Origin of the sequence: Paenibacillus sp. 2RAB27 (genome assembly GCF_052115445.1) — a bacterium.
GTDB lineage: Bacteria > Bacillota > Bacilli > Paenibacillales > NBRC-103111 > Paenibacillus_E.
Window position 1 is genome coordinate 94,530 of the sequence record NZ_JBFRGR010000007.1, and the last position, 25,339, is coordinate 119,868.

The window sequence follows — 25,339 nt, forward strand, 5'->3', positions numbered from 1 at the left end:
TTCTTTATAAAGAACTAAAATAAAGACAAAGAATAGTTTATATTTTTTTCTTACAAAGTTCTTTATAGAGAACATTATTGAAATGCTTAGGTTTAATTCCCCATGTTTATTAAAGTTCTTAACTATGTGGTTTTCTGCGAGAACACTATAGTTAAGAGCTTTAAGCTTAATAAATCGACGAGTTAGGCGGATAAAACAATGTTACCAAAAGTGAGTGTTGTAGTTCCTATCTATAAAGTTGAAAAGTACCTGAGCAGGTGTGTAGAAAGTATTATGAATCAATCTTATTCCAACCTACAGATCATATTGGTAGATGATGGGTCTCCAGATCGGTGTGGGGAAATGGCAGAATGCTATGCTAAGGCAGATCCCCGGATACAAGTTGTCCATAAGGAGAACGGAGGATTGTCCGATGCCAGAAATGCCGGTATTGAATATGTTACAGGGGAATATACATTGTTTGTTGATAGCGATGATTGGTTAGAAAAAGAGATGGTTGAGGAAATGGTTAACAAAAGTATTCATTATAAGGCAGATATTGTGCAAACCGCTTTTTACTATGCTTTCGATGACCATTTACTAGTAGATAATCGTCATTACTCAAGTACGTGTAATCCTATTCTTTTAGATAATAAACTTCTTATGTTTGAGTTAGTGATAAATGAAAAGGTTAAAAACTTTGCATGGGGTAAGCTGTATAAAACCAATCTGGTTAAAGATATTCCTTTTAAAAAAGGCGTTCTGTTTGAGGATGTTTATTGGGCGCATCAAGTTATGCACCGTGTTCATAACTACGTTATCTTGCATCAACCGATGTACTACTATTACCAGCGCACTGATAGTATCGTAGCTACCTATACACCAAGAAATCTGGACATAATTAGGGGGGCGAAAGAGAGACACCATTTTATTGAGAAGTATTACTCTGAACTAACGAATGAATCTTATAAAACAATCCTGAAAATGTGTCTCATACATTATTCTCTTCTCTTGGTGAACAGAAAAAAGGATACAGGTGGTTTATATAGGAAAGAGATATGTTTATATGTTAAAGAAATTAATAGCCAATTAAAAAAGGCAGTCCAAACTGATCAACATTTAAGGAGAGAATTGTTTTTATTCAATCTACATCCTTACCTTTATGTCAGTTATTTATTGGTGAAGAAGATATTAAGAAACTTAAAATTACTGCCGCGGCCGATAGGACTGAAGAGATTAAATCTCTAGATAAGCAAGGAGACGCATATGTACAAACTTATTGCAAGGCTCAAAATACTTACTTCATTCGCTATTATTTATTTTTTCAACCTTTTTCCGATAAGGAAAAATAAAATATTATTATTTAGCTACTATGGGAGTCAATTTGGATGTAGTCCTAAATATATAACGGAATACATTGTTTCAAACTTTCCTAAAGATAAGTTCGATGTGGTATGGGCCTTTAATGACATAAAGTCGAAACAGCATTTAATTGGATTTAGAAAAGTAAGGATCATGTCCTTAAGATACTTCTATGACTTATGTACATCGAAAGTCATTATTACAAATTATAGATCAACAGATTTGTTCGTAAAAAGAAAAGATCAATATTATATCCAAACCTGGCATAGCTCGTTACGGTTAAAGCATATCGAAAAAGATGCGGAAGATGTTTTGCCTGAACACTATGTGGAAATGGCTATAAAGGATTCTTTAAAGTGTGACCTATTATTATCCGGATGTAAGCTCAGCACAGAGATATTTCAGAGATCATTTTGGTATAATGGGGAAATTTTTGAATATGGTACTCCTAGGAATGATATGTTTTTCCGAAGAGGTGTTGGTTTACGAGATGATATTTTTAAGAGGCTTAACATATCAATTCAAACCAAGGTAATCTTATATGCTCCTACATTTAGAAAAGATCATAGCTTAGAAATATATAATTTAGATTACGATGAAATACTTAAATCACTAAACCAACGGTTTGGAGGGGAATGGATATTTTTAGTGAAATTACATCCCCATCTGATATCCAAATCTAGTGAGTTACCTTTTGGTATACAGGTGAAGAATGTGACTGACTATGATGATATTCAAGAACTATTGAACATTTCTGATGTTCTAATTACAGACTACTCCTCCCTTATGTTTGATTTCTCCAACACAAGACGTCCATGTTTTCTATACGTGCCTGATAGCGATGACTATATTAAAAATGAAAGAAAATTATACTTTGATTTAAAAGAACTTCCATTCATAAATACTATTAACAACACTGATTTACTACATAAAATCGAAACATTTTCTGATGAAGCATATCAAAGTAATTTACAAGAGTTTTTAGCACAAATTGGATCCTTTGAAGAAGGTAATGCATGTGAAAGGCTGCTTAAACGTATAGAAGAGGTTTGTAATAGAAAAGGGAGGTTTATCCATGAAGCCGTATAAGATTGGCTATACAACCGGTGTTTTTGATTTGTTTCATGTTGGACATCTTAATATCATAATGAAAGCAAGAGAGCAGTGTGATTACTTGATTGTGGGAGTTAGTACTGATGAGCTAGTGATGAAGTATAAAAACAAATGGCCCGTAATTCCCCAGCAGGAGAGGATGGCAATCGTAGAATCGCTTAAATTTGTTGATAAAGTTGTACAACAGACCAATCGCGATAAGTTCTCAGCGTGGGAACACTTGAAATTTGATGTCATGTTTGTAGGTGATGATTGGAAAGGTAACTCCCTCTTTAATGAACTGGAGAAACAGTTTAATCAAGTAGGTGTTGAAATCGTATATTTCCCGTACACCGAAGGCGTTTCATCTACGATGGTGAAGCAAAAAATAATTTTATAAGGAAACGATAAATATATGAAACCGGCCATCAGTATCATTGTTCCTGTATATAATGTTGAGTCGTATCTTAAGCAGTGTCTAGAAAGTTTACTTGCACAAACTTTTACGGATATAGAAATTATTCTTATTAACGATGGATCAATGGATAAAAGTGGAGACATTTGTGATGAGTATGCAAAACATAATAGTCGAATAAAAGTTGTACATAAAGAGTATGGGGGAGTCAGCTCTTCTAGGAATGTTGGGATTAAACTAGCTCAGGGTGATTATCTAGGTTTCGTAGACAGTGATGATCGAATTGATGTAAACATGTATAAAGAGTTGTATGAGTTATGCGTACAATCGAAAAGTGACATATCTATTTGCATGTTGGGCCGAGAAATCAATGGTGAACTATTAAATAGAAATGAAGAAGAGATTATAAAGAAAGAAATGAATAATACGGAGGCAATGAGAGAGTTGTTTAAAGGGGTTTTGTATAGGTTCTCTTTATGTAATAAATTATTTAGAAAAAGTTGTTTTATTGATATAACATTTCCAGAAGGCCGTATTCATGAAGATTTATCTACTACCTATAAGTTATTTGCTAAATGTAACCGTGCAATCTTTACAAATTATATTGGGTATATTTATATTAAACGGGAAAATAGTATACTAACAAAAAAATTTAGCGATAAAAGGTTAGATGCTTTTATTGGCTGGGGGGAAATATTACCCTTCATGAATGAAAAGTATCCCCAACTATCTAGAGAGTTTTTATCCTGTTTCGTATATGGGTGCGTGGATAATGTAAATTATATATTAAATCAAGTTGAGAACAAAAAAGATCAGGAAAAGTATTTAAGCAGTATTCAGCTACTAGTTAGAAAATATTTTAGAGGAATACTAACAAATAATGCCTTGTCCATAAAATATAAATATTTGATTACATTGCTAAATTGCAATATCGGTTTTTTAATAGAAACAAAAAAAATAAAAGCATACATAAAACGTATTGAGGTGCTGAAATGAAACCTAAAGTTCTTGTACTTGCATATTTTGCTATGAACTTTGGAGATGATTTGTTTTTAAAAATATTATTTGATAGATACCCTAATGTGAAGTGGGATTTATTAACGGCAAATAGGAATTATAAAAAAATATTTAGCAACTATAAAAATGTAAATATTCTATATACATACAGAGATATAAATATAGAAGAAAATAAATATAATCTGTTTTTCAAAATAAATGACCTTTTTTTCGATTACAAAAAATACAATGCTTTGGTGAATATTGGTGGTTCAATATTTAAGCAAAGCCCAGCGTGGGAAATGAAACTAAGAGAAAGGGAATATTTAAATAGCAAATTTAAACAGAAAAATAAGAAGACATATGTAATAGGTGCCAATTTTGGACCATTTTATAATGAATTGTTTATAGATAAGTACAGACAATTGATTGCTGAGTTCGATAATATTTGTTTCTGGGATCATTATTCTTATAATCTTTTTAAGGAACTTAATAACATACGGGTGGCACCTGATATTATTTTAACATTAGACGTTGGAGAATCTGAACAAATCGCAAAAAGTGTATGGTTTTCTCTATTAGATGTAGACAATATAGAAGGTTTAGAAAAATACTCTCAACAATATTATGAAAAAATGATTGAACTTATTTGTATTTATTTAGAAAAGGGATACAAAGTTAAATTATTTTCCTTCTGTCTTAATGAGGGTGATTTAAAAATAAATGAATTGATAAAAAGTTGTATAGAGACCAAAAACCATAATGATTTGGTGATAGTTAATTATATTGAAAACATAAATGAGTTTTTAAATGAATTTAAATCATGCGAAGTAATTATAGGAACTAGATTTCATTCAATAATATTAGCATTCTTATTTAATCAAAGTGTGTTCCCTCTTATTTACAGTGATAAGACATACAACATGCTTAAGGATATGAATATGGAAAACAATTATTGCTGCATAAAAGATATATACGATCTTGATTTAAATGAAGTTATAACTAAGGCATCACATAATAAATTGAAAAATAGAAATATACTGAATGAAGCTCACAAGCAATTTGAAGAATTAGACGAATATTTAAAAGTTTTTTGTTTGTAAATGATGTAAGAATTAACCGACAAGCGAGGTGACATTAAAAAGATGAAAAAAAATCTATTGTTTGTAATCGACTCATTAGTTTGTGCAGGTGCAGAGAAGAGCTTAATAACATTACTGACATTATTAGATTATTCAAAGTATAGTGTAGATTTAATGTTATTTACACACGGTGAATTACTTGAGGGATTAGTTCCGAAAGAAGTTAATATTTTAAGACCATTAAAGTATACGGATTTTTCGAGGTTACCTTTAATAGAAGCTTTAATGGATACTGTGAAGAAAACGGATATTAAGATGCTTTCTTCAAGAATGAAATACTCCATTGGGATTCGAGTGAAAAAATATTCTAACGCTCAAAAAGCAAGGATTTACTGGGAAAGTATATCAGATGTAATAGAACATAATCCTAAAACCTACGATGTTGCGATAAGTTATGCTCAGGGAATTCCTACATTTTATGTAGCAGAAAAAGTAAAAGCAAATAAAAAAATTGCCTGGGTAAATGTTAGTTATCGATTGGATGAGCGAGAAGAAAAGTTCCAGAAAAAATTTTATGATCTATATGATAGGATAGTTGCTGTGTCTGACTCAGCTAAGGAGATATTATTAGAAACATTTCCATATTATTCAGACAAGGTCGATATTATTTACGATATTAATGATCCTGATATTATTGCTAATATGGCTAATTTAGGAGATAAATATGCTGATGACTTTGATGGGATCAGAATATTAACCATAGGAAGACTCGCCCACCAAAAAGGATATGATATTGCTCTGGAAGCTTGTAAAAAATTAAGAGAAAGTGGAATTAAGTTTAGATGGTATGTACTAGGTAAAGGCCCTTTAAAAGAAGAAATTGAAGAATATATTAAAAAAAATGATTTATCGAGTCATTTTATTTTATTAGGAGTTACACCAAATCCATATCCATTTATTAAAGAAAGTGATATATATGTGCAGACATCAAGGTTTGAAGGTTTTGGTCTTGCTATTGCTGAGGCCCGAATGCTTAATATACCGGTTGTCACAACAAGGTTTGATGCTGTATTCAATCAAATGATAGATGGGGAAAATGGAATTGTAGTCGATATGGATGCCGAAGCTGTTTGTAAGGGGATATTGAGAATGATGAATGATACAGTACTAAGGGAAAGTATTATTAAATATTTACAACTCGAGAAAAAAGGAAATGTTGAAGAAATAGAAAAATTCCATCAATTAATGAAATAGTGAAGCACTATGAAAGTGAGTAGAAAACTAATGAAAAAAAAATTATTATTCATGGCGATAAACATGAATGTGGGCGGAACTGAAAAAGCACTGCTTAATATGTTATCAGAGATTCCAAAAGATAAGTACGATATAACAATATATTTATTAGAGGAGTATGGTGGATTTTTAAATTTTATCCCAAGTGGAGTTCAAATTGAATATTTCAAGAATTATAAAGACATAAAAGAAACACTAAATAACCCACCACAAAAAACTGCTTTAAATTATTTCAAGAAAGGTAAATTTATAAAGTCCGTTACGATAATACTTCTACACATAATTTCCAAGATTAACAAAGATAGAAGTATCTTTTTTAAATATATTTTAAAGAGTTATCCATCAATAAATACTGAATACGATGTTGCTGTAGCTTATGACGGACCAATGGACTTCATAAGCTACTTTGTTATAAATAAAATAAAAGCAAAGAATAAAATTCAGTGGATTCACTTTGATATTACAAAAATTGGATTTAACAAGCAGTATGCATCTAAAATCTACAATAAGTTCAATAAGATTTTTGTTGTATCTAAAGAGGGTAGAAACAAGCTAATTAATGTGCTACCAATTATTAGTGACAAGACTGAGGTGTTTTCGAACGTAATATCATCAAAAATGATTTATAGTCAAGCCAAAGAAGGTAATGGATTTAATGATAAATTTAATGGTTTAAGGATCTTGACAGTAGGTAGATTGACGACCGAAAAAGGTCAAGATTTGGCAATACGAGTACTAGCGAAATTAATTGAAAATGGATACAAAGTGAAGTGGTACTGTGTCGGTGAAGGAAGCTCGAGAAGAGAGTACGAAAATTTAGTAAAAGCATATAATTTGCAAGATAAATTTATTTTTTTAGGTACCGACTCAAATCCATATACTTACATTTCACAGTGTGATTTATATGTGCAACCATCCAGACATGAGGGATACTGCATTGCACTTGCAGAAGCAAGATGTTTAAAAAAACCTATTGTAACTACTGATTTTACTGGAGCGAAAGAACAGATTAAAAATAGGGAAACTGGGCTGATTGTGAAGTTTAATGAGGATGAAATCTATGATGCTATCACAAATTTGATTAACAATAAAGAGATGTGTATTAGGTTTTCTGACAATCTTGCAAAAGATAGATTTGACTACACACTTGAAATGGAGAAAATATACAATATTTAGTGTTTTACTGTCTACTTTTATAAGTTTATTGAAAAGGATTTGTTAGAAATGAGAATAGAGAATTCGATAAAAAATATCTCAATTGGTATTATCTCCCAATTAGTTATTGGGGTATTAGGTTTTATTTCAAGAAAAGTTTTTTTGGACAGTTTGGGTGTAGGGTATCTTGGAGTTAACGGATTAATTGATAATCTTCTATCTATGCTTTCATTAGTGGAAAGTGGTATAGGAGTAAGCATTGTATATAATCTCTATAAACCGTTAGCCGAGAACGATAGGCCTAAGATTATAGCACTAATACAATTATATAAAAAAGCTTATACTGTATTAGCAATCATTATTTTTGTTTTAAGTTTAATTCTCTATCCATTTTTAGAAGAACTAATGAAGGGTAGCGAGTCAATCCCGTATATCACCATTGCATATTTTATATTYGTGGCTAAGAATATGATTTCATATATGAATGCGCACAAAGTATCTTTAATTAATGCAGATCAAAAAGGTTATGTATTAAGTAGAGTGAATTTCTTTTTTCAAATAATCACAATTACTTCTAGGATATTGGTTTTAATTATAACAAAAAACTATATTTTATATTTATCGATAGAAATTGCCATTTTTTTCATACAAACTATTTGCAGTAGTAAAATAGTTGAAAGAAAGTATTCGTTTATCAAAACTAAAGTTAGATATTCGATCGATCAACAGGAAAAAGATAGTTTAATTAAGAATATCAAAGCACTTTTTTTTCACAGTATAGGTGGATATTGTGTTTTCGGAACAAATAACATATTAATATCCTCATTTATTGGTATTGTAACAGTAGGACTTTATTCTAACTATACAATGATTTTGGGACAACTAACAGCACTTATAGCTCCCATATTAGGTGGAGTTGGAGCTAGTATAGGAAATTTAATTGCTGTAGAGAGCAATGATAAGAGTTATTCGGTATTCAAGGTATTGTACTTAATAAATTTTTGGATATATTCAGTTTGTGTAATATTTTTATTCAACTTATTAGAACCCTTTATTATTTGGTGGCTTGGGAAAGGGTATTTGTTAGACTCGTTTACATTTTTAATTATAATTATTAATTTTTACATAAATGGGCTAAGATCATCGGTTCTAACATTCAAGGTAAAAGGAGGCATATTTGTTCAAGACAAATATATGCCTTTAATAGAATCCGTAATAATTTTAGGAGCATCATTAATTTTAGTAAAATATTTTGCATTAGCCGGGATTTTTTTAGGAACAACTATAAGCATTTTAAGTACTGTCTTTTGGAATGCTCCGCGGCTAATATATAAGAAAATATTTAATACCMCAGTAAGGTCATATTTTTATAATTATGTATTTTATGCTGCTTTGACAATTTTTTCTTGCATCATAACTACATATGTTTGTAATGTACTGGTATCAGGAAGTAGCTTTATTTCTTTAGTAGTAAAAGGGAGTATCTGCTTAATTATTCCAAATGCAATTTATGTTCTTATTTTTTATAGAAGCAAAGAATTCCAATATATAAAGAATGTGTTGACCAATGTATTAAGGGGATTAAAATTAAAGATATTTCAACAAATTAAATTTGAACAGTAGGTTGATTTTGATAGCCTATAATATCTGCTGGTAATAGTAAAGAAGAAATAAAGGGATGGTGTCTTAGTGTATATTTTACTTGCTATTATCACTCTTATTTTAGTGATTTTTCTGAGTAGATTAATTAAACGAACAATAACTGTTGGTATTTGGTCAATAAAAGTATTTAATTCTGATAAGTTAATTTCTGCTCCGCCGCATGAGAACGTCTTGGAAAGTCCAACGTTACAGGCCCTAGATGTTACTGATGTGCCAGCTGAATTTATTGCAGACCCGTTTATTATTTCTCATGACTCTAAGTTTTCAATGTTTTTTGAGGTTCTTGATAAATCCTCAGGTAGAGGAGTTATTGGACTAGCAACAAGCTTGAATGGGGAAAAATGGAATTATGAAAGAATTGTTCTAAAAGAGAACTATCATCTGTCTTATCCATATGTGTTTAAGTTTAATAATGAGTTTTATATGATTCCAGAGTCGAGTGAGGCGAATCAAGTAATACTTTATAGAGCCAAAAATTTCCCTTACGAGTGGGATGTGGTTTGTGAATTAATAAGTGGGCGATACGTAGACGCAAGTATATTTCAATATAACAATAAGTGGTGGATGCTCGCTGGAAAGAGTGGTAAATTGCACTTATTTTTTTCGGATAGACTTGAAGAAGGCTGGGAAGAACATCCGAAAAGCCCTCTAATAACTGATAATCCAACTATTACTAGACCTGGTGGTAGAGTAATCGTAGAGAAGGATGACATATTTAGATATACACAAGATGGAAAACCCCATTATGGGAGTGCAGTGAGAGTATTTAGAATAAAAGTACTTTCAGAGACAGAGTACGAAGAAGAGCAGATTAATTTAGTTTTAAGTGGAACTCAGAAAGAAATTGATTGGAGAAAAGATGGTATGCATACTATCGACCAAATAAAAACCGCGGAAGATAAATGGCTAATTGTTGTTGATGGCCATAGATTAGAAAAACGTAATTATCTATTATGGAGGATTGACTCTATCTTATGCAAAGGCTCAATTTTGTTAAAAGTGTTAGGATTAAAAATGAAAATAAGTAGATTGTAAATTTTATTAAGGGTATATTTGAATGAGATCTAGCGCTATTAAAGAATTTAAGAGGGGGATAACTTGATATTATTGGATAATAAATTTATGAGTGCACTTAGATCCTATAGAATGAAATCTTTTCAACATAAATATTGGAAAAGCATACTCAAAATCATGGAGAGACAAAACGGGGAATTTTATGATAATACAATTGAGCCAATGCTACCTTTTATTAATAAACCTGGAATTGCTCTTTCTTTTGATGATAGTTTTAGAGTGAACCATTGGTATACTTATGGAAAAGACATATTTGGATATTATGATGTTAAAGTGACATTTAATATAAATACATTTCACCATTTTGAAAATCAAAGAGAGCATTCACAGAAAGAAATAGATATGTTGTTAGAACTGCAATCAAATGGCCATGAAATAGCTCATCACGGTTTTAAACATACAAGGGCTGCAAATTATTCTAATGAATTTGGAATAAGTAGATGGGTAGAAGAAGATATACTCCCTCTAATTAATTGGATGGAAGAGCAATCGCATTCGAGAACCAATGAGAAATTCAAAAAGCCAGTAACTTATGCGTTTCCATTCTTTAATTATAACAATGATAACATAAAGGAGTTAGTCCCTAAATATTTTAAAATTATAAGAGGTCATCTATACGGAGATAATCTAACGGCGTTTAATTATACTGGTTTTGCTCCTTCTATTTGTATTGATAATAATAAATTATCTGATGTTAAATATATTATAAAGATGTTGAAAGTCGCTAAACAAACAGGGAGAAATATCATCTTAACTTGCCACTCTATTTTACCTGAAGAGGCTGTCTGGGAGGATTCCGGCTGGGGATGGGAGAAAGCTGGGGAGTGGAGAATATCGCCGAAAACTCTTCAGACATTTATAAATGAAGCAAAAAAAAATGATATGGAATTTTATACAACATCTGAAATTGCTGGAGTAGCTACTTTCATTGATCGCAATTTGGAAAAATGCATTAGAGAACATATTTCAAATCCAATAGAACCGTGGGTGAAAATATCGGATTTAAGCTCAATCAAAGAATTAGATCTTAGTAATAAAAACATATCTAACCTGGATGGATTGCAGTATCTTGTAAATCTTGAAAAAATAAATCTAAGTAATAATAATATAGCTGATCTTAGATTATTAAAAAAACTTCCAAAGTTAAAAGATATTAATCTCTAATAAAATATAACTCGATTACATTTTACAAGGTCGAATATCGAACGGGCGAATCTCAATTGGTTCGTCTCTTTTTGTTTATATCATTTCCAAAAAAGTAATGCAATTATTTCAAAACTGGCTGACAGTTTCAAAATGAGTAAGATAGTCAGGTGCATTCATACAAGCGAAGTATCAATTACTAAAATATAATATAATTGGGTGAAGAAAGGGAACGGGAATTAAATTTATATGAATATGAAGTGAGAGGGGAGTGGGATGATGTTACTCTTTGTGTCTCAATTGTTTGGTTATAAAGGCACATATGATGCTTCTACTAGTTATAAAAAGGGCAATATCGTTTTAGATCAAGGTGCTTCCTTTATATGTATTCAAGATAGCAGCGGGATTCCAACAAGTAATACTTCGTATTGGGCTTTTTTAGGTAGTGAGTCTTTTCTAATAGATGATATTAATTTAAGTAGCACAACTACTACGTTGTCAGCTTCAAAATTAGTTAGTCTATTATCTCAAAAAGCTAATGCAACTCATTTACACAGTATTGTGGATATAAATAATTTACAACCAATTCTGGATGGAAAGGCACTAACAAATCATTCTCACACGCTGAGCAGTCTCACTGATGTTAATGTGGAAGACACTCTACCTGTTAATGACAATGTATTAACATTCGAAAATAATAAATGGGTACCTAAAGCTCCATCATATGGAGGAGCGTCAATAACGTTAGAGAATTGGAATGTAGGTGCAGGTGAAATAGTGGAGTTGTTTGATGACATACCACCAGCAGATGTATCAGGAGTTAATATAACTTATTTGGATAAAACCAATTTAGTCTTAAATTGGACAGAGAGTCTGTCTTCAGATACCAAAGAATATAACATATATAACGGAGCAACTTTGGTAACAACAGTACCAGCGACCGCCTCTAAGTTGCAGCCTTTAATGTACCAAGTAACTGGACTAATCCCGGCTACTAATTATACTTTTTCAATTAAGGCAAGAGATTACTCTAACAATGAGGCAATTGGTGTAGGAATATCAGTTAGAACATATGGAACTTACACCATATTAATGAATGGTACTACGGATTTTATTAAATTGCCTAGCCTAACTTTTGACACCGTAGAACTAACTTGTCAAGCTAATCCAGGACCTGCTGGTGTTTGGTACACTTATGTAGATGCTCGACCAGGAGTTTCTACATCCTTTTTTTCAATTAATGATAATGGAAATATACAATATGGTCCCGTATGGACAAAGATTTTAATAAATGAAGTATCACCTATTGATATTAATTACGTGAAAAATAATAAAATAACACTTACTTTAGGTCTTTTTTCCACTGCTACAGACGAAATAAACATTTATTCGGATTATCAGAATAATTCTAAGATGCAGGGTAAGATCTATTCAATTAAAATACTGAATCGTGGTAATGTCGTGGCATTTTATAATTTGACTGAAAAATTTACAGGGACAGCCATTGTAGATGCAAGCGGAAATGGAAAGACTGCCACACTTACTGGAGGTACTTGGGCAGCGGGATAACTAAATTGGAGAGGAGGGGTAAGATATGAAGGGGAGAATTAATAAGTTAAAAGGATCGAATGGTGACTATATATATCCAATAACAGTATCAGATGCTGTTTACGTTGATCCAACAACCAGTCTGAAGGATAAGTTTCTCGAACTAAGCAAAGTGATGGGGAAAGTCCTTGGTTCATACGTGCTCGACCTTAGCCGATGGGAGTTGAACAATACTTCTGTTGACTACAATGATAAAAAAATAGCGAAAGCTAATTCAATTGGTATTAATGCCGCGATTCAATGGGCCTCAGGGCAGGGATACTCAGAAATCATCTTTCCATTGGGGACCTATCTTCTTGATGAATATAGTGCAATAATTCCAAGTAGTTACATGACCTTGAATTTAGGTGGAGCCAAACTAAGAATAAGAAATAATGGTTACTCGAATTATCATATTATAGATATAAAAAATCAAGTAAATGTACGAATCATGAATGGTAGTATTGAAGGTGATAGAGAGTATCATGACTATTCTAGTGGAGGCACACATGAAGGCTCTATGGGGGTCAACATAGGTAGCAACTCCGTTGTCGATAATTTAGGAAACCCAGAATATATCATTTTGGATAACTTAGAAGTATACAATTGTACAGGTGACTCCATAGGGGTAGGTATGACTCCAAATTTCCAAAGCGGTTATAACATGTCAGCTTGGGAACAGGGCAGTATTAATCTCACAAATGGTACTTTGCTAACGGATACAACTAAAATAAGAATCGCGAATAAAATCATGCTGAATAAGCCTGATATGATTAAATACGGATATTTCTCAATATGCGGAAATGGTTGGGGCGACTTTGGGAGTCAGATAAATACTACTGTTTGTGATGTTATCTTTTACAATAGTTCAGATGCGTATGTTTCATCTCTCAAAACTGTTAATTTCTTCGAGGACGTCCCTATCCCATCAGGTGCTGCTTATGCAAAAGTAGTATTATACCAAAGCAATATTCCAGTAACATCTGTGTCTGATAGCGTTGTTTTAAGTATAGGCGTTCCATTATATCCTAGAAATGTGTTTATTGAAAAATGCAATTTGCATCACTCAAGAAGATGTGGAATAAGCGCTGGAGGAAAGTACATTTATATTAGTAACAACAAGATACATGATATTTATGGAACACCTCCACAGGCGGCCATTGATATTGAAGATGGTTACGGCTTGAATCAGTTCTATATTATTGAAGGAAATCATCTTTATGATTGTAAGCTAGGTATTAGTTTAGTTTATACACAACATGTAATCTTCTCCAAAAATGTTATGGACAGACTTGGACCTAGCCAAATTTGGAACGAATGCATTGATATTATTATAGATAGCAATCATGTATTAAGATCAGGGTTTACATTGGATGGAGAAGTTATATTTACAAACAACGTACTGCATCTATGTGAAATATCCTCGCGTAATTCTACGGAGTGCGTAATTGGAAATAATTATTTCCATAATAGCTCTCTAAATTTGACAAAGACCTTACCACATAAGGTATCTGTGAATAATTGCCATTTCTATCATGATGCTGATTCTTCTCTTATATCTAATCAACAACCAACAATCTTCTACGGGAAAGAGCCACAAACAATTTCTAACTGCGTATTTGAGGGCAAGACTTCGGCAGCAAATACATTTTCTGGGCAAGATGACGCTTACGAATGGCAATTAATAAATAATACTTTTATCAACACTAAATCACTTACACTACCAGCGGGTTCTATAAGGGGATGTGTGTTTGATAACTCGATGACTTTCGGTTTACTTAAAAATTCCGTGTATGATTTCGTGGATTGCCTTTTTAAAAACTGGGATAGTAATAACAACCTCTTTTTCCTCGCGGCTACTGATAATATGGAATTAATCAGAATTAGGAACTGTAAATTTATAGGGAAAAATAAACCTGCAATTTATCTGCGCAATATTCAAGGGAGACTTGAAATAATCAATAATTTATTTGAATATAAGGTTGCAACAACGAGTTTTAACATAATAGATTTCTTAACTAGCACGTTTACTTGTCAATATTTAATTGTCGATGGAAATGAGTTTGTATCTAATCAGCCTTTAACAGCAGTTAACTTAAATAGACAAATCACCACAAATAAAATATTTTTTAGAAACAATATATTAGATACAGTAATTCAACCTATCACAAGTGATATTGTATTTACTTCTAATAACTACATTAATGGGGTTTTGGAGCCATTTAAAAGTATTGTCACTGTTCCTACAACGGGTAAATATTTGTTAGGGCATACATTTAATAAAGCTGTCCCTATTGCTGGTGGAAATGTAGGCTGGGTTTGTACAACAGCTGGTTATGCTTGTGGGTCATTGTGGAGCTCAAGTGGATCGTCATCAGGATATTATAATAAAGGTGATAGAATAACAAGCAATTCTCGCGTGTACGAAGTAATAACACCGGGGAATCCTGGTGCAACTAAACCTAATTTTACAGGTTCTCCAGGAGAGCAAGTACAAGATAATACAGTAACTTGGAAAGAAATTGGTGCTTTAGCAATATTTAAGGAATATGGATTAATTTCGAACAATTGAAATCAAATGTAGAATTTAAATCCCCAAATTCTTTATTAAGAATAACCGACTCTTAATAGTGTGTTTGGGGATTATAATGATCGCTTTTCGCAAGAGCGAGTCCTAATTAATTCTTAATTCGGTAAGAATAGTTGTTCTCAATAATGGAAAAAATGACGTTGACATGTTCATTATAAAGAACTAAAATGAAGGTATAGTAAATATTATTCAAAGGTGAATGTATACAATTGGATCGCATAAAAATCCAGTACACAGCCACAAATGTTCTTTATAAAGAACATTTGGTTTTTTTCTTTTAAGATTAGTCTAATTTATAAGTATTGGGCAAGATCACCTAGTGAACTACTAATGCAGCAAAACMGATGTAATTATAAAACAAAGGAATTTTTATACTTCAGAGTTCTCTATTGAGAATAATTTGTTCCCTAGCTGAAGATAGATCTCATTCTTAACTATAAGTTCGGTGATGTCTCCTTACCGCTATCAATGGAGGCACTCGATCATGCTGTGGGTTGAAATATACCTTAGACGCGAGTCGTCAAAAGTGTGGTGCGAGGAAGGGTTAGATGCCCTATTGCTTAAAGGGTTTAATTATAAGGTCTTTTTTCAAAGGCCCTATACTTAAGAACTTTAAAGAAAGGGTGGATTTATTTGTCATATAGCCAACGGTTGTCACTTTTAATTATAGCGGACTCCTTTATTGTATTAACCTCTATTTTCTTTAGTAGATTTCTATTGAGCGCAGAGCTAGGAGTCATTACTTTACCATTAGTTGTAAGTTCAATTGCCCTGTTAGTAAGTCATCATGTATTTTCACTCCGCTACAAACTTTATAAAAAAGCGTGGGAATACGCGAGTATAGGCGAGTTACTAATTGTTTTGAAATCCGTTTCATTCACCATTATTACGGTTGCTTGTGTTCAGCAGGTCGTTGTTCAGGATGTTTACTTCCGGCTACTTGCTGTTACATGGATGCTGCATGTTCTTCTAATTGGCGGCTCTCGCTTCTGTTGGCGATTACTACGCGGCACGTTGATTAAGAAGTCAGACAATAAGAAGCGAACGCTGATTATTGGCGCTGGATCCGCAGGTACTATGGTTGCAAGACAGCTAATTAAGAATAGCGAAACTGAGCTTCTGCCGGTTGCGTTTATTGATGATAATGTGCGTATTCATAACCTAGATATTATGGGAATTCCAGTTGTTGGAGGCATTAGTCGAATTGAGAAGACAGTCGACGAGCTAGGCATAGACAACATTATTATCGCGATTCCTTCCTTAGGAAGGAAAGATCTGAATGTGATTTTCCAAGAATGTGCCAAAACGAATGCCAAAACACAAACCTTGCCTATGCTAGAGGATCTTGTTACGGGCAAACTTTCGGTCAATCAATTCATGGATGTTCATGTTGAGGATCTATTGGGTAGGGAGCCGATTGAGCTCGATATCGCAAGTATTTCTGAGTTTGTCACCCACAAGGTGGTCTTGGTAACGGGAGCAGGAGGCTCTATTGGCTCTGAAATTTGCCGTCAGGTTTCTAAGTTTCAGCCTAGCAAGCTCATCTTATTAGGGCACGGGGAGAACAGTATCTACTCCATCGAAATGGAATTGAAGGATATAAGCGAATACGCACAAACGGAATTTATTACGGAAATTGCAGATATTCAGGACTCTCGTAAAATGATGGCTATTATGAACCGACATCGCCCTGATGTCGTGTACCATGCGGCAGCTCATAAGCATGTACCGCTGATGGAACGCAATCCCGAAGAAGCGGTTAAGAACAACGTGATTGGAACGATGAACGTTGCGATTGCTGCAAGTAAGTATGAAGTGAACACCTTCGTCATGATCTCAACGGATAAAGCCGTGAATCCAACTAGTGTCATGGGAGCCACGAAGCGTATGGCCGAAATGATTATTCAAGACATGGATAAAAGTAGTGCTACGAAGTTCGTAGCCGTTCGATTCGGCAATGTCTTGGGAAGCAGAGGCAGTGTCATTCCAAGGTTCAAGCATCAAATTGAAAAAGGCGGTCCTGTATCTGTTACCCATCCGGATATGATTCGCTACTTCATGACGATACCGGAAGCCTCTCGGCTCGTTATGCAAGCTGGTGCATTAGCCAAGGGAGGAGAGATTTTTGTCCTCGATATGGGTGAACCTGTAAAAATTGTTGATTTGGCCAAAAATCTAATTAAGCTTTCGGGTAACTCGGTGGAAGATATCGGTATTGAATTTACCGGCATGCGGCCTGGAGAGAAGCTTTATGAGGAGCTTTTGAAGGCTGATGAAATTGAAGAACAACAAGTATATCCTAAGATTTATATAGGTAAAACAGCGGATCTATATATGGAAGAAATCAAAGAGATCATTTCTATTTACAACACGTTAGATAAAGATAGCTTAAGAGAGCATTTGCTCAATATTGGAAACAGCAATGTTCTTCTGTTATCAAAGAAACTATCATCTGTAGGCTGAAAAGGAGCATTCACTTATGAAAGTTAGAAAAGCAATTATTCCAGCTGCTGGTCTAGGGACAAGATTCCTACCCGCAACCAAAGCAATGCCAAAAGAAATGCTACCCATTGTTGATAAACCGACTATTCAATATATCGTTGAGGAAGCTGTTGAATCGGGCATTGAAGATATTATCATTGTGACGGGTAAAGGCAAAAGAGCGATTGAGGATCACTTTGATAACTCCTTCGAGCTTGAGCAAAATTTATTGGAGAAGCAGAAGTTCGAGCTGCTATCGGAAGTGAAAAAGTCTTCTAATGTAGATATTCACTATATTCGCCAGAAGGAGCCTAAGGGCTTAGGGCATGCGATCTGGTGTGCACGCAAGTTTATTGGCAATGAGCCATTCGCTGTATTGCTCGGGGATGATATTGTTCGAGCGGATAAGGCTTGCTTGCAGCAATTGATGGAACAATATGAATATCACGATGCATCCATTATTGGCGTGAAGCACGTACCTGATGAAGAGGTATCCCGATACGGGATCGTGGATGGCTTTGAGTTGGAGAACCGCCTACATAGCGTTAATCATCTTGTTGAAAAACCACTTAAAGAGTTAGCACCTTCCAATTTAGCGATCATGGGGCGTTATATTTTAACACCTAAAATTTTCGAGATCCTTAATAACCAGCAACCAGGAGCTGGAGGCGAGATCCAGTTAACCGATGCGATCGCACAACTAAATCGGATTGAATCGGTGTATGCGTACGAATTTGAAGGTACCCGTTATGATGTCGGAGAGAAAATGGGATTCATTCAAACGACGATTGAATATGCGTTGCAGCGTAAAGATTTAAGATACGGACTATTGAAATATCTTTCCGAACTCATGGAGAAAGAATTAATTAAATAGGTGATGCCACGATGTCTAGAAAAGTTTTGTTTTGCGCAACGGTCGATTATCACTTCAGAGCCTTTCACCTGCCTTACTTGAAATGGTTCAAGGATCAGGGCTTCGAAGTCCATGTTGCTGCTAGTGGGAATATCGAGCTTCCCTATGTCGATGCGAAGTTTGACATTCCGATACAGAGATCGCCATTTCATCTGAAAAATGTGAAAGCATACTCCCAACTCAAATCCATTATCATTCAAAATAATTATGATATCATTCATTGTCATACCCCAATGGGTGGAATGCTTACACGATTAGCGGCGAGAGGGGCACGGAAACGTGGAACAAAGGTCATATACACAGCGCATGGGTTCCATTTTTGCAAAGGCGCACCTTTTAAAAATTGGTTGCTGTATTACCCGATTGAGAAGGTTTTTTCAAATTATACGGATTGTCTCATTACGATAAATGAGGAAGATTTCGCCTTGGCAGTAAAGCATCGGTTTAACGCCAAAAGAATCGAGCATGTTCATGGCGTTGGGGTTAATACAGAGCAGTTTCAACCGATTACTGACTTGCACAAACAAGAACTGAGAAAAAGCTTCGGATATGCACCAGATGATTTTCTTTTGTTCTATGCAGCTGAATTTAATGAAAACAAAAATCAGCAACTGCTCATACATGCATTAGCTTTAATTAAAGAAAAGGTTCCCTGTGCAAGGTTGCTATTGGCCGGAAGTGGTCCATTACTGCAAAGCTGTCGTGATCTGACGATTCGTCTTGGTGTTGAGAACATGGTGGATTTTCTTGGATATCGAAATGATATCTGCAAGTTATTACAACAATGTGATGTAGCTGTTGCGTCAAGTCTTCGTGAGGGTTTACCAGTCAATATTATGGAGGCTATGGCGTGCGGTTTGCCGATTGTAGCAAGTGAAAATAGAGGACATGCGGAGCTTATTAAAGATAGGGTGAACGGTTATATCATTACAGAGCTAAAGAGCGATCAGTTTGCAATAAGGCTGAACCAACTCTATCAGGCTAAAAAACTACGAAAAGAATTTGGGATTGCGAGTGTACAAAGAGTAAAACGATACTCAATTGATCAAGTTGGAACTGAACTCATGGGGATATATACAAATTACTTTTTGGGGGATAAGGATGGGACCAAAGGTAAGTATAGTAGTGCCTATATATAATGTTGAAGGTTACTTAGGTAGATGTTTGGATAGTATATTATCTCAAACAATGCAGGAGATTGAAGTCATAGCCGTAAACGACGGTTCAACCGATACAAGCGGCGCGATTCTCGATCACTATGCTGTTAAAGATACTCGTATCGTAGTGATTCATAAGAGAAATGGCGGAGTATCCGCGGCTCGAAATGATGGGATACGGTTGGCAAGAGGAGAATATATTGGATTTGTTGATCCAGATGACTGGATTGATCACGATATGTATGAAGTTCTGTATCATAACGCAATGGAAGAAAATGCTGACATTGTGATGTGTACGTACATGCGCGAATTTGGAACACACTCCAAGGAAAAGAAATTTAATCTTCCCAATAAGGTGTGTTATCGGAACCAAGAAATTCGGTCCAATGTGCTAAGACGTTTAGTTGGACCAATTAAGGAAGAAATGGCGAATCCTGAGTATTTGGACGCGTGGGGAACTGTTTGGTCCAAATTGTATCGAACTGAACTTGTTAAGGGAAATAACCTCAATTTTATCGATCTTAATGTTGTGGGTACGAACGAAGACTCTCTATTTAATATCCACATCAGTTATTATGCAAAAGTGTTTGTTCTACTAAATAAGCCGTATTATCATTACTGGCGGGTAAATACGACATCGTTAACATCCAGTTACAAACCCGAGTTGCAGGACAAATGGTTTAAACTCTATAGTTTTATGGAAAGTTTCATAAAGGAAAAGGAACTGCCTTCTGAATTCTATGAAGCTTTAAATAATCGTATTTGTCTTAATATGTTAGGACTTGGCTTAAATACGATAAGTAACTCAGAATCCGCATTTTTGAAAATAAGTAGATTAAGTACAATTTTAAATGACAATCGAATAAAACGTTCCTTTCAACAATTTGAGACAGTTTATTGTTCATTTGTTTGGAGAACGTTTTATTTTTGCGCCAAATTTAGGCAAGCAGTTGGACTCTATGTAATGCTTGTAACCATTAATAGACTTCGAAAAACGATTAGATAGGAGTGATAGTTTTGGAACCTACTCGTGTACTTCAGGTAGTTACCATCATGAACCGCGGCGGACTTGAAACCATGTTAATGAATTATTACCGACAAATAGATCGCAGCAAAATACAATTCGATTTTATGGTACACCGAGAAGAAAGAGGGCATTATGATGATGAAATTTTAAAGCTTGGTGGGAAGATATACACGATGCCGCAAATTCGTCCGGGGAACTACAGACTATATTTTAAAATGCTGGACGAGTTTTTTGAGCAACACTCGGAATATAGCGTTGTACATTCACACATTAATGAAAATAGCAGTTTTGTACTGAGAGCAGCGAAGAGTGCGAATGTTCCCTGCAGAATTGCGCATAGTCACCTAAGTGATTTGGGGATTGATTTAAAACTGCCTTTTCGTATGTATGCAAGATTTGTAATGAAGAATAATCCAAACAAGTTTTTTGCATGTTCCAGAAATGCCGGTCAGTGGTTGTTCGGAAAGGGAGTATCGGATTCCGATGACATGACAGTTCTTAACAACGCTGTTGATGTAGACAGTTTTAAGCTTGATAAAGGTATAAGAAATCAGATTAGACAAGAATTGCAAGTGGGCGATAAATTGGTCTTGGGACATGTGGGGAGATTTAACAAGCAGAAAAATCACGATTTCTTAATTGACATATTCAAGTCTGTTCATGATAAATGTCCTGAATCTATGCTTGTGTTAGTTGGTGATGGATATTTAAAACCAGCTATAGAAAAGAAGGTTGCAAGGTTAGGTTTAAGTTCACATGTAAGATTCCTAGGAGTGAGAGAAGATATTGAAGCACTTCTGCAGGGGATGGATTTATTTGTTTTTCCTTCTCGCTTTGAAGGACTTCCTGTTGTACTTATTGAAGCGCAGGCAGCTGGTCTAATGTGTCTTGTTTCTGACGCGATCACACGAGAAACTGATGCTACGGGGCGTATTCAATTTATTAGTCTAAAGCAATCCCCTGTGGAGTGGGCGTCTCAAGTGCTTGCTTCTACTTACGAGCATGAAGATACATCTAGACTAATGCGTACAAATGGATTTGACACTATTGAAATGTCTAAATGGCTAGCAAATTATTATATAAACAATGGAACATATACAAATCAAGCTTAAATGTATGGAGGTAATGAAATGGTTCCGGTAGTAACAGTTTTCACACCAACATTCAATCGTGCGTATACTCTTCATTTATGCTATGAAAGTTTAAAAAGGCAAACTTCCAAAAAATTTGTTTGGCTAATCATTGATGATGGTTCAACAGATGACACTGCTGAACTAGTTCAACAATGGATATTGGACGGAGTTGTTAAGATTCAGTATCATTACCAAAATAATCAAGGAATGCATGGAGCTCATAACACGGCTTATGAACTTATTAACACTGAACTCAATGTTTGCATCGATTCAGATGACTATATGGCCGATAATGCCATTGAGCTTATTGTTGGTTATTGGGGGAAATATGGTAATGATAAATATGCTGGTATTGTAGGTTTAGATGCTGCACCTAATGGAAATATGATTGGCACAAAGTTACCAAATCATATTAAAGCCTCGAAAATATCAGAATTATATGCGAGACACAAGATCACAGGTGATAAAAAACTTGTATATCGGTCTGAATTAACACGTAAATGTCCACCATATCCGATCTTCGCAGGAGAAAAATATTGCCCATTAAGTTATAAATACCTTTTAATCGATCAAGAGTGTCCATTACTAATTATGAATGAAATATTATGTCATGTTGAGTATCTAGCTGATGGGTCCAGTATGAACATAATCAACCAATATAAGAGAAATCCAAAGGGTTTTTTACATTTCAGAAAAGTAGCTATGAGGTTTGCTCCAACCTATAAAGACAGATTGCGTGAGTCTATTCATTACGTTTCAAGTAATTTAATGATCAATAATTATAAATTTCTAATGGAGTCATCCTATAAATGGACTACGTTACTAGCAACGCCATTTGGTATATTACTCTATTTTTATATTTTGAATACGAATAGGAAGACAGTACTAAAGAATAATTAATAAGAAGTATTTTGCTTTGAATGAAAGGAATTGGTATCTTGGCCATTTTCTATATTAATCTTGTTCTAGTTTATATTTCTTCTTTGTTATCAAGATGCTTTGTTAAAAAAACGCCGTTATTAACTCTTCCTAGACCGAACTTTTTAATGGCTTTGTTTGCTTTGGTATTTATGGTTCTTGTTTCAGGGCTTCGTAGAAATATTGGTGATACTTATTTTTATATGAACTCCTATGCTCAAACTGATTTTAACTGGGAAAGTATTATAGGTGAAAAAGATATTGGATTTAATATCTTTCAAATGCTTTTACAAAAGATATCCCATGATCCTCAGTTACTAGTTTTCGTAGTAGCATTGCTAACGAATGTACTTGTTTTTATCACCTTGTATAATTATTCAAGATTATTTGAATTGAGTCTTTATATTTATATAACTAGTGGAATGTTTCTAATGTCGATGAACGGAATAAGGCAATTTTTGGCAGCTGCGATTGTATTTTCTGCGACTAAATACTTATTTAGTGGAGATTGGAAAAAATATATTTTAATTATCCTTTTAGCAGCACAATTCCACCAAAGTGCTCTTATTCTAATCCCTATCTATTTTATCGTAAGACGGAAAGCATGGACGTGGGTAACTACATCACTTCTTTTTGTAGCAATATTAATAGTGATTGGGTTTAATCAATTTTCATCGGCATTATTTTCCGTATTAGAAAATAGTCAATACAGCGAATATCAAAACTTTTCGGAAGGGGGAACGAATATTCTTCGAGTTGCTGTTAGTGCGGTTCCTATCCTTTTTGCATATCTGGGAAGACATAAACTAAGAAGTCTCTTTCCCCAAAGCGATTATGTTGTAAATATGTGCTTGTTAGCATTTGTTTTTATGGTCATTTCTACTCAAAATTGGATCTTCGCTAGATTCACCTTTTATTTTGGTTTGTACATCCCATTATTATTATCATGGATTGTACATCTATTTGCGGTAAGAGAACAGAAGTTAATCTATTACTTAATAATTGTCTTCTATTTTATATACTATTTCTATGAAAACGTTATAGCTTTAAAAATAGTCTATCATAGTAACTTTATTAATTAAAAAGAGGAATCGGAGTTAGTAAATAAGATTCGGAAGTCAGGTGGAAGTATGATAAATGTTGAAAATAAGCACAGAATTTTGCATATTGTCAGTGCTATGAAACGGGGGGGGGCCGAGACTCTATTAATGAATGTTCATAGAAATCTGAACACATCAAAAATCCAGTTCGATTATGTTTCTCATAGTAGTGAAACATGTGATTATGACGACGAGATAAGTTCGCTAGGCGGCAGAATATATAGAGTTCCAAGCTTGGGGCAATCGGGACCTCTTTCCTATATTAATCACTTGAAAAAGATTATGTCTAGTCAGGATTATGATGCTGTACATGCACATACCGATTATCAGAGTGGCATCGTTACACTAGCCGCGAAAATGGCAGGCATACAAAAAAGAGTCTGCCATTCTCACAGCAATAATTGGGGTAGGGGCGATGGTTTTAAGGAAAAAATGATATTAAAAACTTTACGAGCAATAATTAAATATTCCGCTACCGATTACTGTGCGTGCAGCATTGATGCTGCACGCTTCCTTTTTGGCGAGGTATATACGAATAAGCAGAGGGTGCGATTATTAAAAAACGGAATAGATATCAATCAATTTACACAATACACGGACACTGACTATTGTGTTAGGCAAGAACTCGGCATAGCGATTGGAAGTAAAATAATAGGTCATATTGGTCGGTTTTCAGAATCGAAGAATCATCAGTTTCTGCTGCGGATTCTAAAACAAATGCTAGAGGATGGCAAAGATGTCGTTGCAGTTTTGGTCGGCGATGGTCCGTTAATGCAACTTATCGAAGAAGAATCAACTCGTATGGGAGTTTACAATCAAATAAGATTTCTGGGTGTAAGAAGTGATATCCCCAGATTGATGAGGGCATTCGATGTTTTCGTATTCCCGTCATTATTTGAGGGGTTTGGTATCGTGATGTTAGAAGCACAAGGTTCAGGCACACCATGTATTGCTGCTGATACGGTTCCTAAGACCACTGATTTAGATCTAGGACTAATATCATTTGTTAGCTTAAATGACCCTATCGAAAAATGGACTAAAGAAATCGATAAGGCTTTCTTAAAAGAGAGACCGGATGATCACCAAATTACAAGTCACTTCGTAAGATCAGGTTTCGATATCAAACAAAATATTCAAGATTGGATGGTTTTATACGGGTTAGGGTGAAGGGGGAATAATC

General features: G+C 34.3%; 20 protein-coding genes. All 20 read left to right on the forward strand.

The window, feature by feature from the left end; all coding sequences use genetic code 11:
- Positions 1 to 198: 198 nt before the first annotated feature.
- The 20 genes from AB4114_RS12745 (at position 199) to AB4114_RS12840 (ending at position 25,326) form a co-directional block, all read left to right on the forward strand.
- Complete coding sequence (locus AB4114_RS12745) at positions 199 to 1,227, forward strand: glycosyltransferase family 2 protein (RefSeq protein ID WP_441988805.1); 1,029 nt, start codon at positions 199 to 201, stop codon at positions 1,225 to 1,227.
- Positions 1,228 to 1,245: 18 nt separating this feature from the next.
- Positions 1,246 to 2,430 carry a CDP-glycerol glycerophosphotransferase family protein gene (locus tag AB4114_RS12750; RefSeq protein ID WP_441988806.1) on the forward strand — a complete coding sequence of 395 codons (1,185 nt, stop codon included), beginning with the start codon at positions 1,246 to 1,248 and terminating at the stop codon, positions 2,428 to 2,430.
- Positions 2,417 to 2,833, forward strand: a complete 417-nt coding sequence (locus tag AB4114_RS12755) for an adenylyltransferase/cytidyltransferase family protein (protein WP_441988807.1) — start codon at positions 2,417 to 2,419, stop codon at positions 2,831 to 2,833. Before AB4114_RS12750 ends, AB4114_RS12755 begins: the two co-directional genes overlap by 14 nt.
- Before the next feature lie 15 nt (positions 2,834 to 2,848).
- Entirely contained in the window at positions 2,849 to 3,844 is a 996-nt protein-coding gene (locus AB4114_RS12760; protein WP_441988808.1) for a glycosyltransferase family 2 protein, read from the forward strand.
- Positions 3,841 to 4,947 carry a polysaccharide pyruvyl transferase family protein gene (locus tag AB4114_RS12765; protein WP_441988809.1) on the forward strand — a complete coding sequence of 369 codons (1,107 nt, stop codon included), beginning with the start codon at positions 3,841 to 3,843 and terminating at the stop codon, positions 4,945 to 4,947. Before AB4114_RS12760 ends, AB4114_RS12765 begins: the two co-directional genes overlap by 4 nt.
- A gap of 42 nt (positions 4,948 to 4,989) precedes the next feature.
- Entirely contained in the window at positions 4,990 to 6,180 is a 1,191-nt protein-coding gene (locus AB4114_RS12770) for a glycosyltransferase (RefSeq protein ID WP_441988810.1), read from the forward strand.
- A 30-nt stretch (positions 6,181 to 6,210) separates the two neighbouring features.
- Entirely contained in the window at positions 6,211 to 7,395 is a 1,185-nt protein-coding gene (locus AB4114_RS12775) for a glycosyltransferase (RefSeq protein ID WP_441988811.1), read from the forward strand.
- 48 nt (positions 7,396 to 7,443) lie between these two features.
- Positions 7,444 to 8,997 carry a lipopolysaccharide biosynthesis protein gene (locus tag AB4114_RS12780; protein ID WP_441988812.1) on the forward strand — a complete coding sequence of 518 codons (1,554 nt, stop codon included), beginning with the start codon at positions 7,444 to 7,446 and terminating at the stop codon, positions 8,995 to 8,997.
- A gap of 66 nt (positions 8,998 to 9,063) precedes the next feature.
- Entirely contained in the window at positions 9,064 to 10,071 is a 1,008-nt protein-coding gene (locus AB4114_RS12785) for a glucosamine inositolphosphorylceramide transferase family protein (RefSeq protein ID WP_441988813.1), read from the forward strand.
- 63 nt (positions 10,072 to 10,134) lie between these two features.
- Entirely contained in the window at positions 10,135 to 11,274 is a 1,140-nt protein-coding gene (locus AB4114_RS12790) for a polysaccharide deacetylase family protein (RefSeq protein ID WP_441988814.1), read from the forward strand.
- 255 nt (positions 11,275 to 11,529) lie between these two features.
- On the forward strand, positions 11,530 to 12,822 hold the full coding sequence (locus tag AB4114_RS12795; protein ID WP_441988815.1) for a fibronectin type III domain-containing protein: 1,293 nt from the start codon (positions 11,530 to 11,532) through the stop codon (positions 12,820 to 12,822).
- 25 nt (positions 12,823 to 12,847) lie between these two features.
- Entirely contained in the window at positions 12,848 to 15,412 is a 2,565-nt protein-coding gene (locus AB4114_RS12800) for a hypothetical protein (RefSeq protein ID WP_441988816.1), read from the forward strand.
- A 651-nt stretch (positions 15,413 to 16,063) separates the two neighbouring features.
- Complete coding sequence (locus tag AB4114_RS12805; protein WP_441988817.1) at positions 16,064 to 17,893, forward strand: polysaccharide biosynthesis protein; 1,830 nt, start codon at positions 16,064 to 16,066, stop codon at positions 17,891 to 17,893.
- A gap of 16 nt (positions 17,894 to 17,909) precedes the next feature.
- A complete protein-coding gene (gene galU, locus AB4114_RS12810; protein WP_441988818.1) occupies positions 17,910 to 18,785 on the forward strand; it encodes a UTP--glucose-1-phosphate uridylyltransferase GalU in 876 nt (291 codons plus the stop codon).
- An 11-nt stretch (positions 18,786 to 18,796) separates the two neighbouring features.
- A complete protein-coding gene (locus tag AB4114_RS12815) occupies positions 18,797 to 19,963 on the forward strand; it encodes a glycosyltransferase family 4 protein (protein WP_441988819.1) in 1,167 nt (388 codons plus the stop codon).
- A complete protein-coding gene (locus tag AB4114_RS12820) occupies positions 19,926 to 20,987 on the forward strand; it encodes a glycosyltransferase (RefSeq protein WP_441988820.1) in 1,062 nt (353 codons plus the stop codon). The genes AB4114_RS12815 and AB4114_RS12820 overlap by 38 nt, the downstream gene beginning before the upstream one ends.
- An 11-nt stretch (positions 20,988 to 20,998) precedes the next feature.
- Entirely contained in the window at positions 20,999 to 22,120 is a 1,122-nt protein-coding gene (locus AB4114_RS12825; protein WP_441988821.1) for a glycosyltransferase family 1 protein, read from the forward strand.
- An 18-nt stretch (positions 22,121 to 22,138) separates the two neighbouring features.
- Positions 22,139 to 23,041, forward strand: coding sequence for a glycosyltransferase family 2 protein (locus AB4114_RS12830; RefSeq protein ID WP_441988822.1), 903 nt, complete (start codon positions 22,139 to 22,141; stop codon positions 23,039 to 23,041).
- A gap of 38 nt (positions 23,042 to 23,079) precedes the next feature.
- Positions 23,080 to 24,141, forward strand: a complete 1,062-nt coding sequence (locus tag AB4114_RS12835) for an EpsG family protein (protein WP_441988939.1) — start codon at positions 23,080 to 23,082, stop codon at positions 24,139 to 24,141.
- 48 nt (positions 24,142 to 24,189) lie between these two features.
- Complete coding sequence (locus tag AB4114_RS12840; protein WP_441988823.1) at positions 24,190 to 25,326, forward strand: glycosyltransferase family 1 protein; 1,137 nt, start codon at positions 24,190 to 24,192, stop codon at positions 25,324 to 25,326.
- Positions 25,327 to 25,339: the final 13 nt, after the last annotated feature.

Coding starts and splice junctions, on each gene's coding strand:
- AB4114_RS12800 (WP_441988816.1), top strand. CDS start 12,848: ATGAAGGGGAGAATTAATAAGTTAAAAGGATCGAATGGTGACTATATA.
- AB4114_RS12745 (WP_441988805.1), top strand. CDS start 199: ATGTTACCAAAAGTGAGTGTTGTAGTTCCTATCTATAAAGTTGAAAAG.
- AB4114_RS12840 (WP_441988823.1), top strand. CDS start 24,190: ATGATAAATGTTGAAAATAAGCACAGAATTTTGCATATTGTCAGTGCT.
- AB4114_RS12795 (WP_441988815.1), top strand. CDS start 11,530: ATGATGTTACTCTTTGTGTCTCAATTGTTTGGTTATAAAGGCACATAT.
- AB4114_RS12815 (WP_441988819.1), top strand. CDS start 18,797: ATGTCTAGAAAAGTTTTGTTTTGCGCAACGGTCGATTATCACTTCAGA.
- AB4114_RS12770 (WP_441988810.1), top strand. CDS start 4,990: ATGAAAAAAAATCTATTGTTTGTAATCGACTCATTAGTTTGTGCAGGT.
- AB4114_RS12830 (WP_441988822.1), top strand. CDS start 22,139: ATGGTTCCGGTAGTAACAGTTTTCACACCAACATTCAATCGTGCGTAT.
- AB4114_RS12765 (WP_441988809.1), top strand. CDS start 3,841: ATGAAACCTAAAGTTCTTGTACTTGCATATTTTGCTATGAACTTTGGA.
- AB4114_RS12755 (WP_441988807.1), top strand. CDS start 2,417: ATGAAGCCGTATAAGATTGGCTATACAACCGGTGTTTTTGATTTGTTT.
- AB4114_RS12775 (WP_441988811.1), top strand. CDS start 6,211: ATGAAAAAAAAATTATTATTCATGGCGATAAACATGAATGTGGGCGGA.
- galU (WP_441988818.1), top strand. CDS start 17,910: ATGAAAGTTAGAAAAGCAATTATTCCAGCTGCTGGTCTAGGGACAAGA.
- AB4114_RS12750 (WP_441988806.1), top strand. CDS start 1,246: ATGTACAAACTTATTGCAAGGCTCAAAATACTTACTTCATTCGCTATT.
- AB4114_RS12820 (WP_441988820.1), top strand. CDS start 19,926: ATGGGACCAAAGGTAAGTATAGTAGTGCCTATATATAATGTTGAAGGT.
- AB4114_RS12760 (WP_441988808.1), top strand. CDS start 2,849: ATGAAACCGGCCATCAGTATCATTGTTCCTGTATATAATGTTGAGTCG.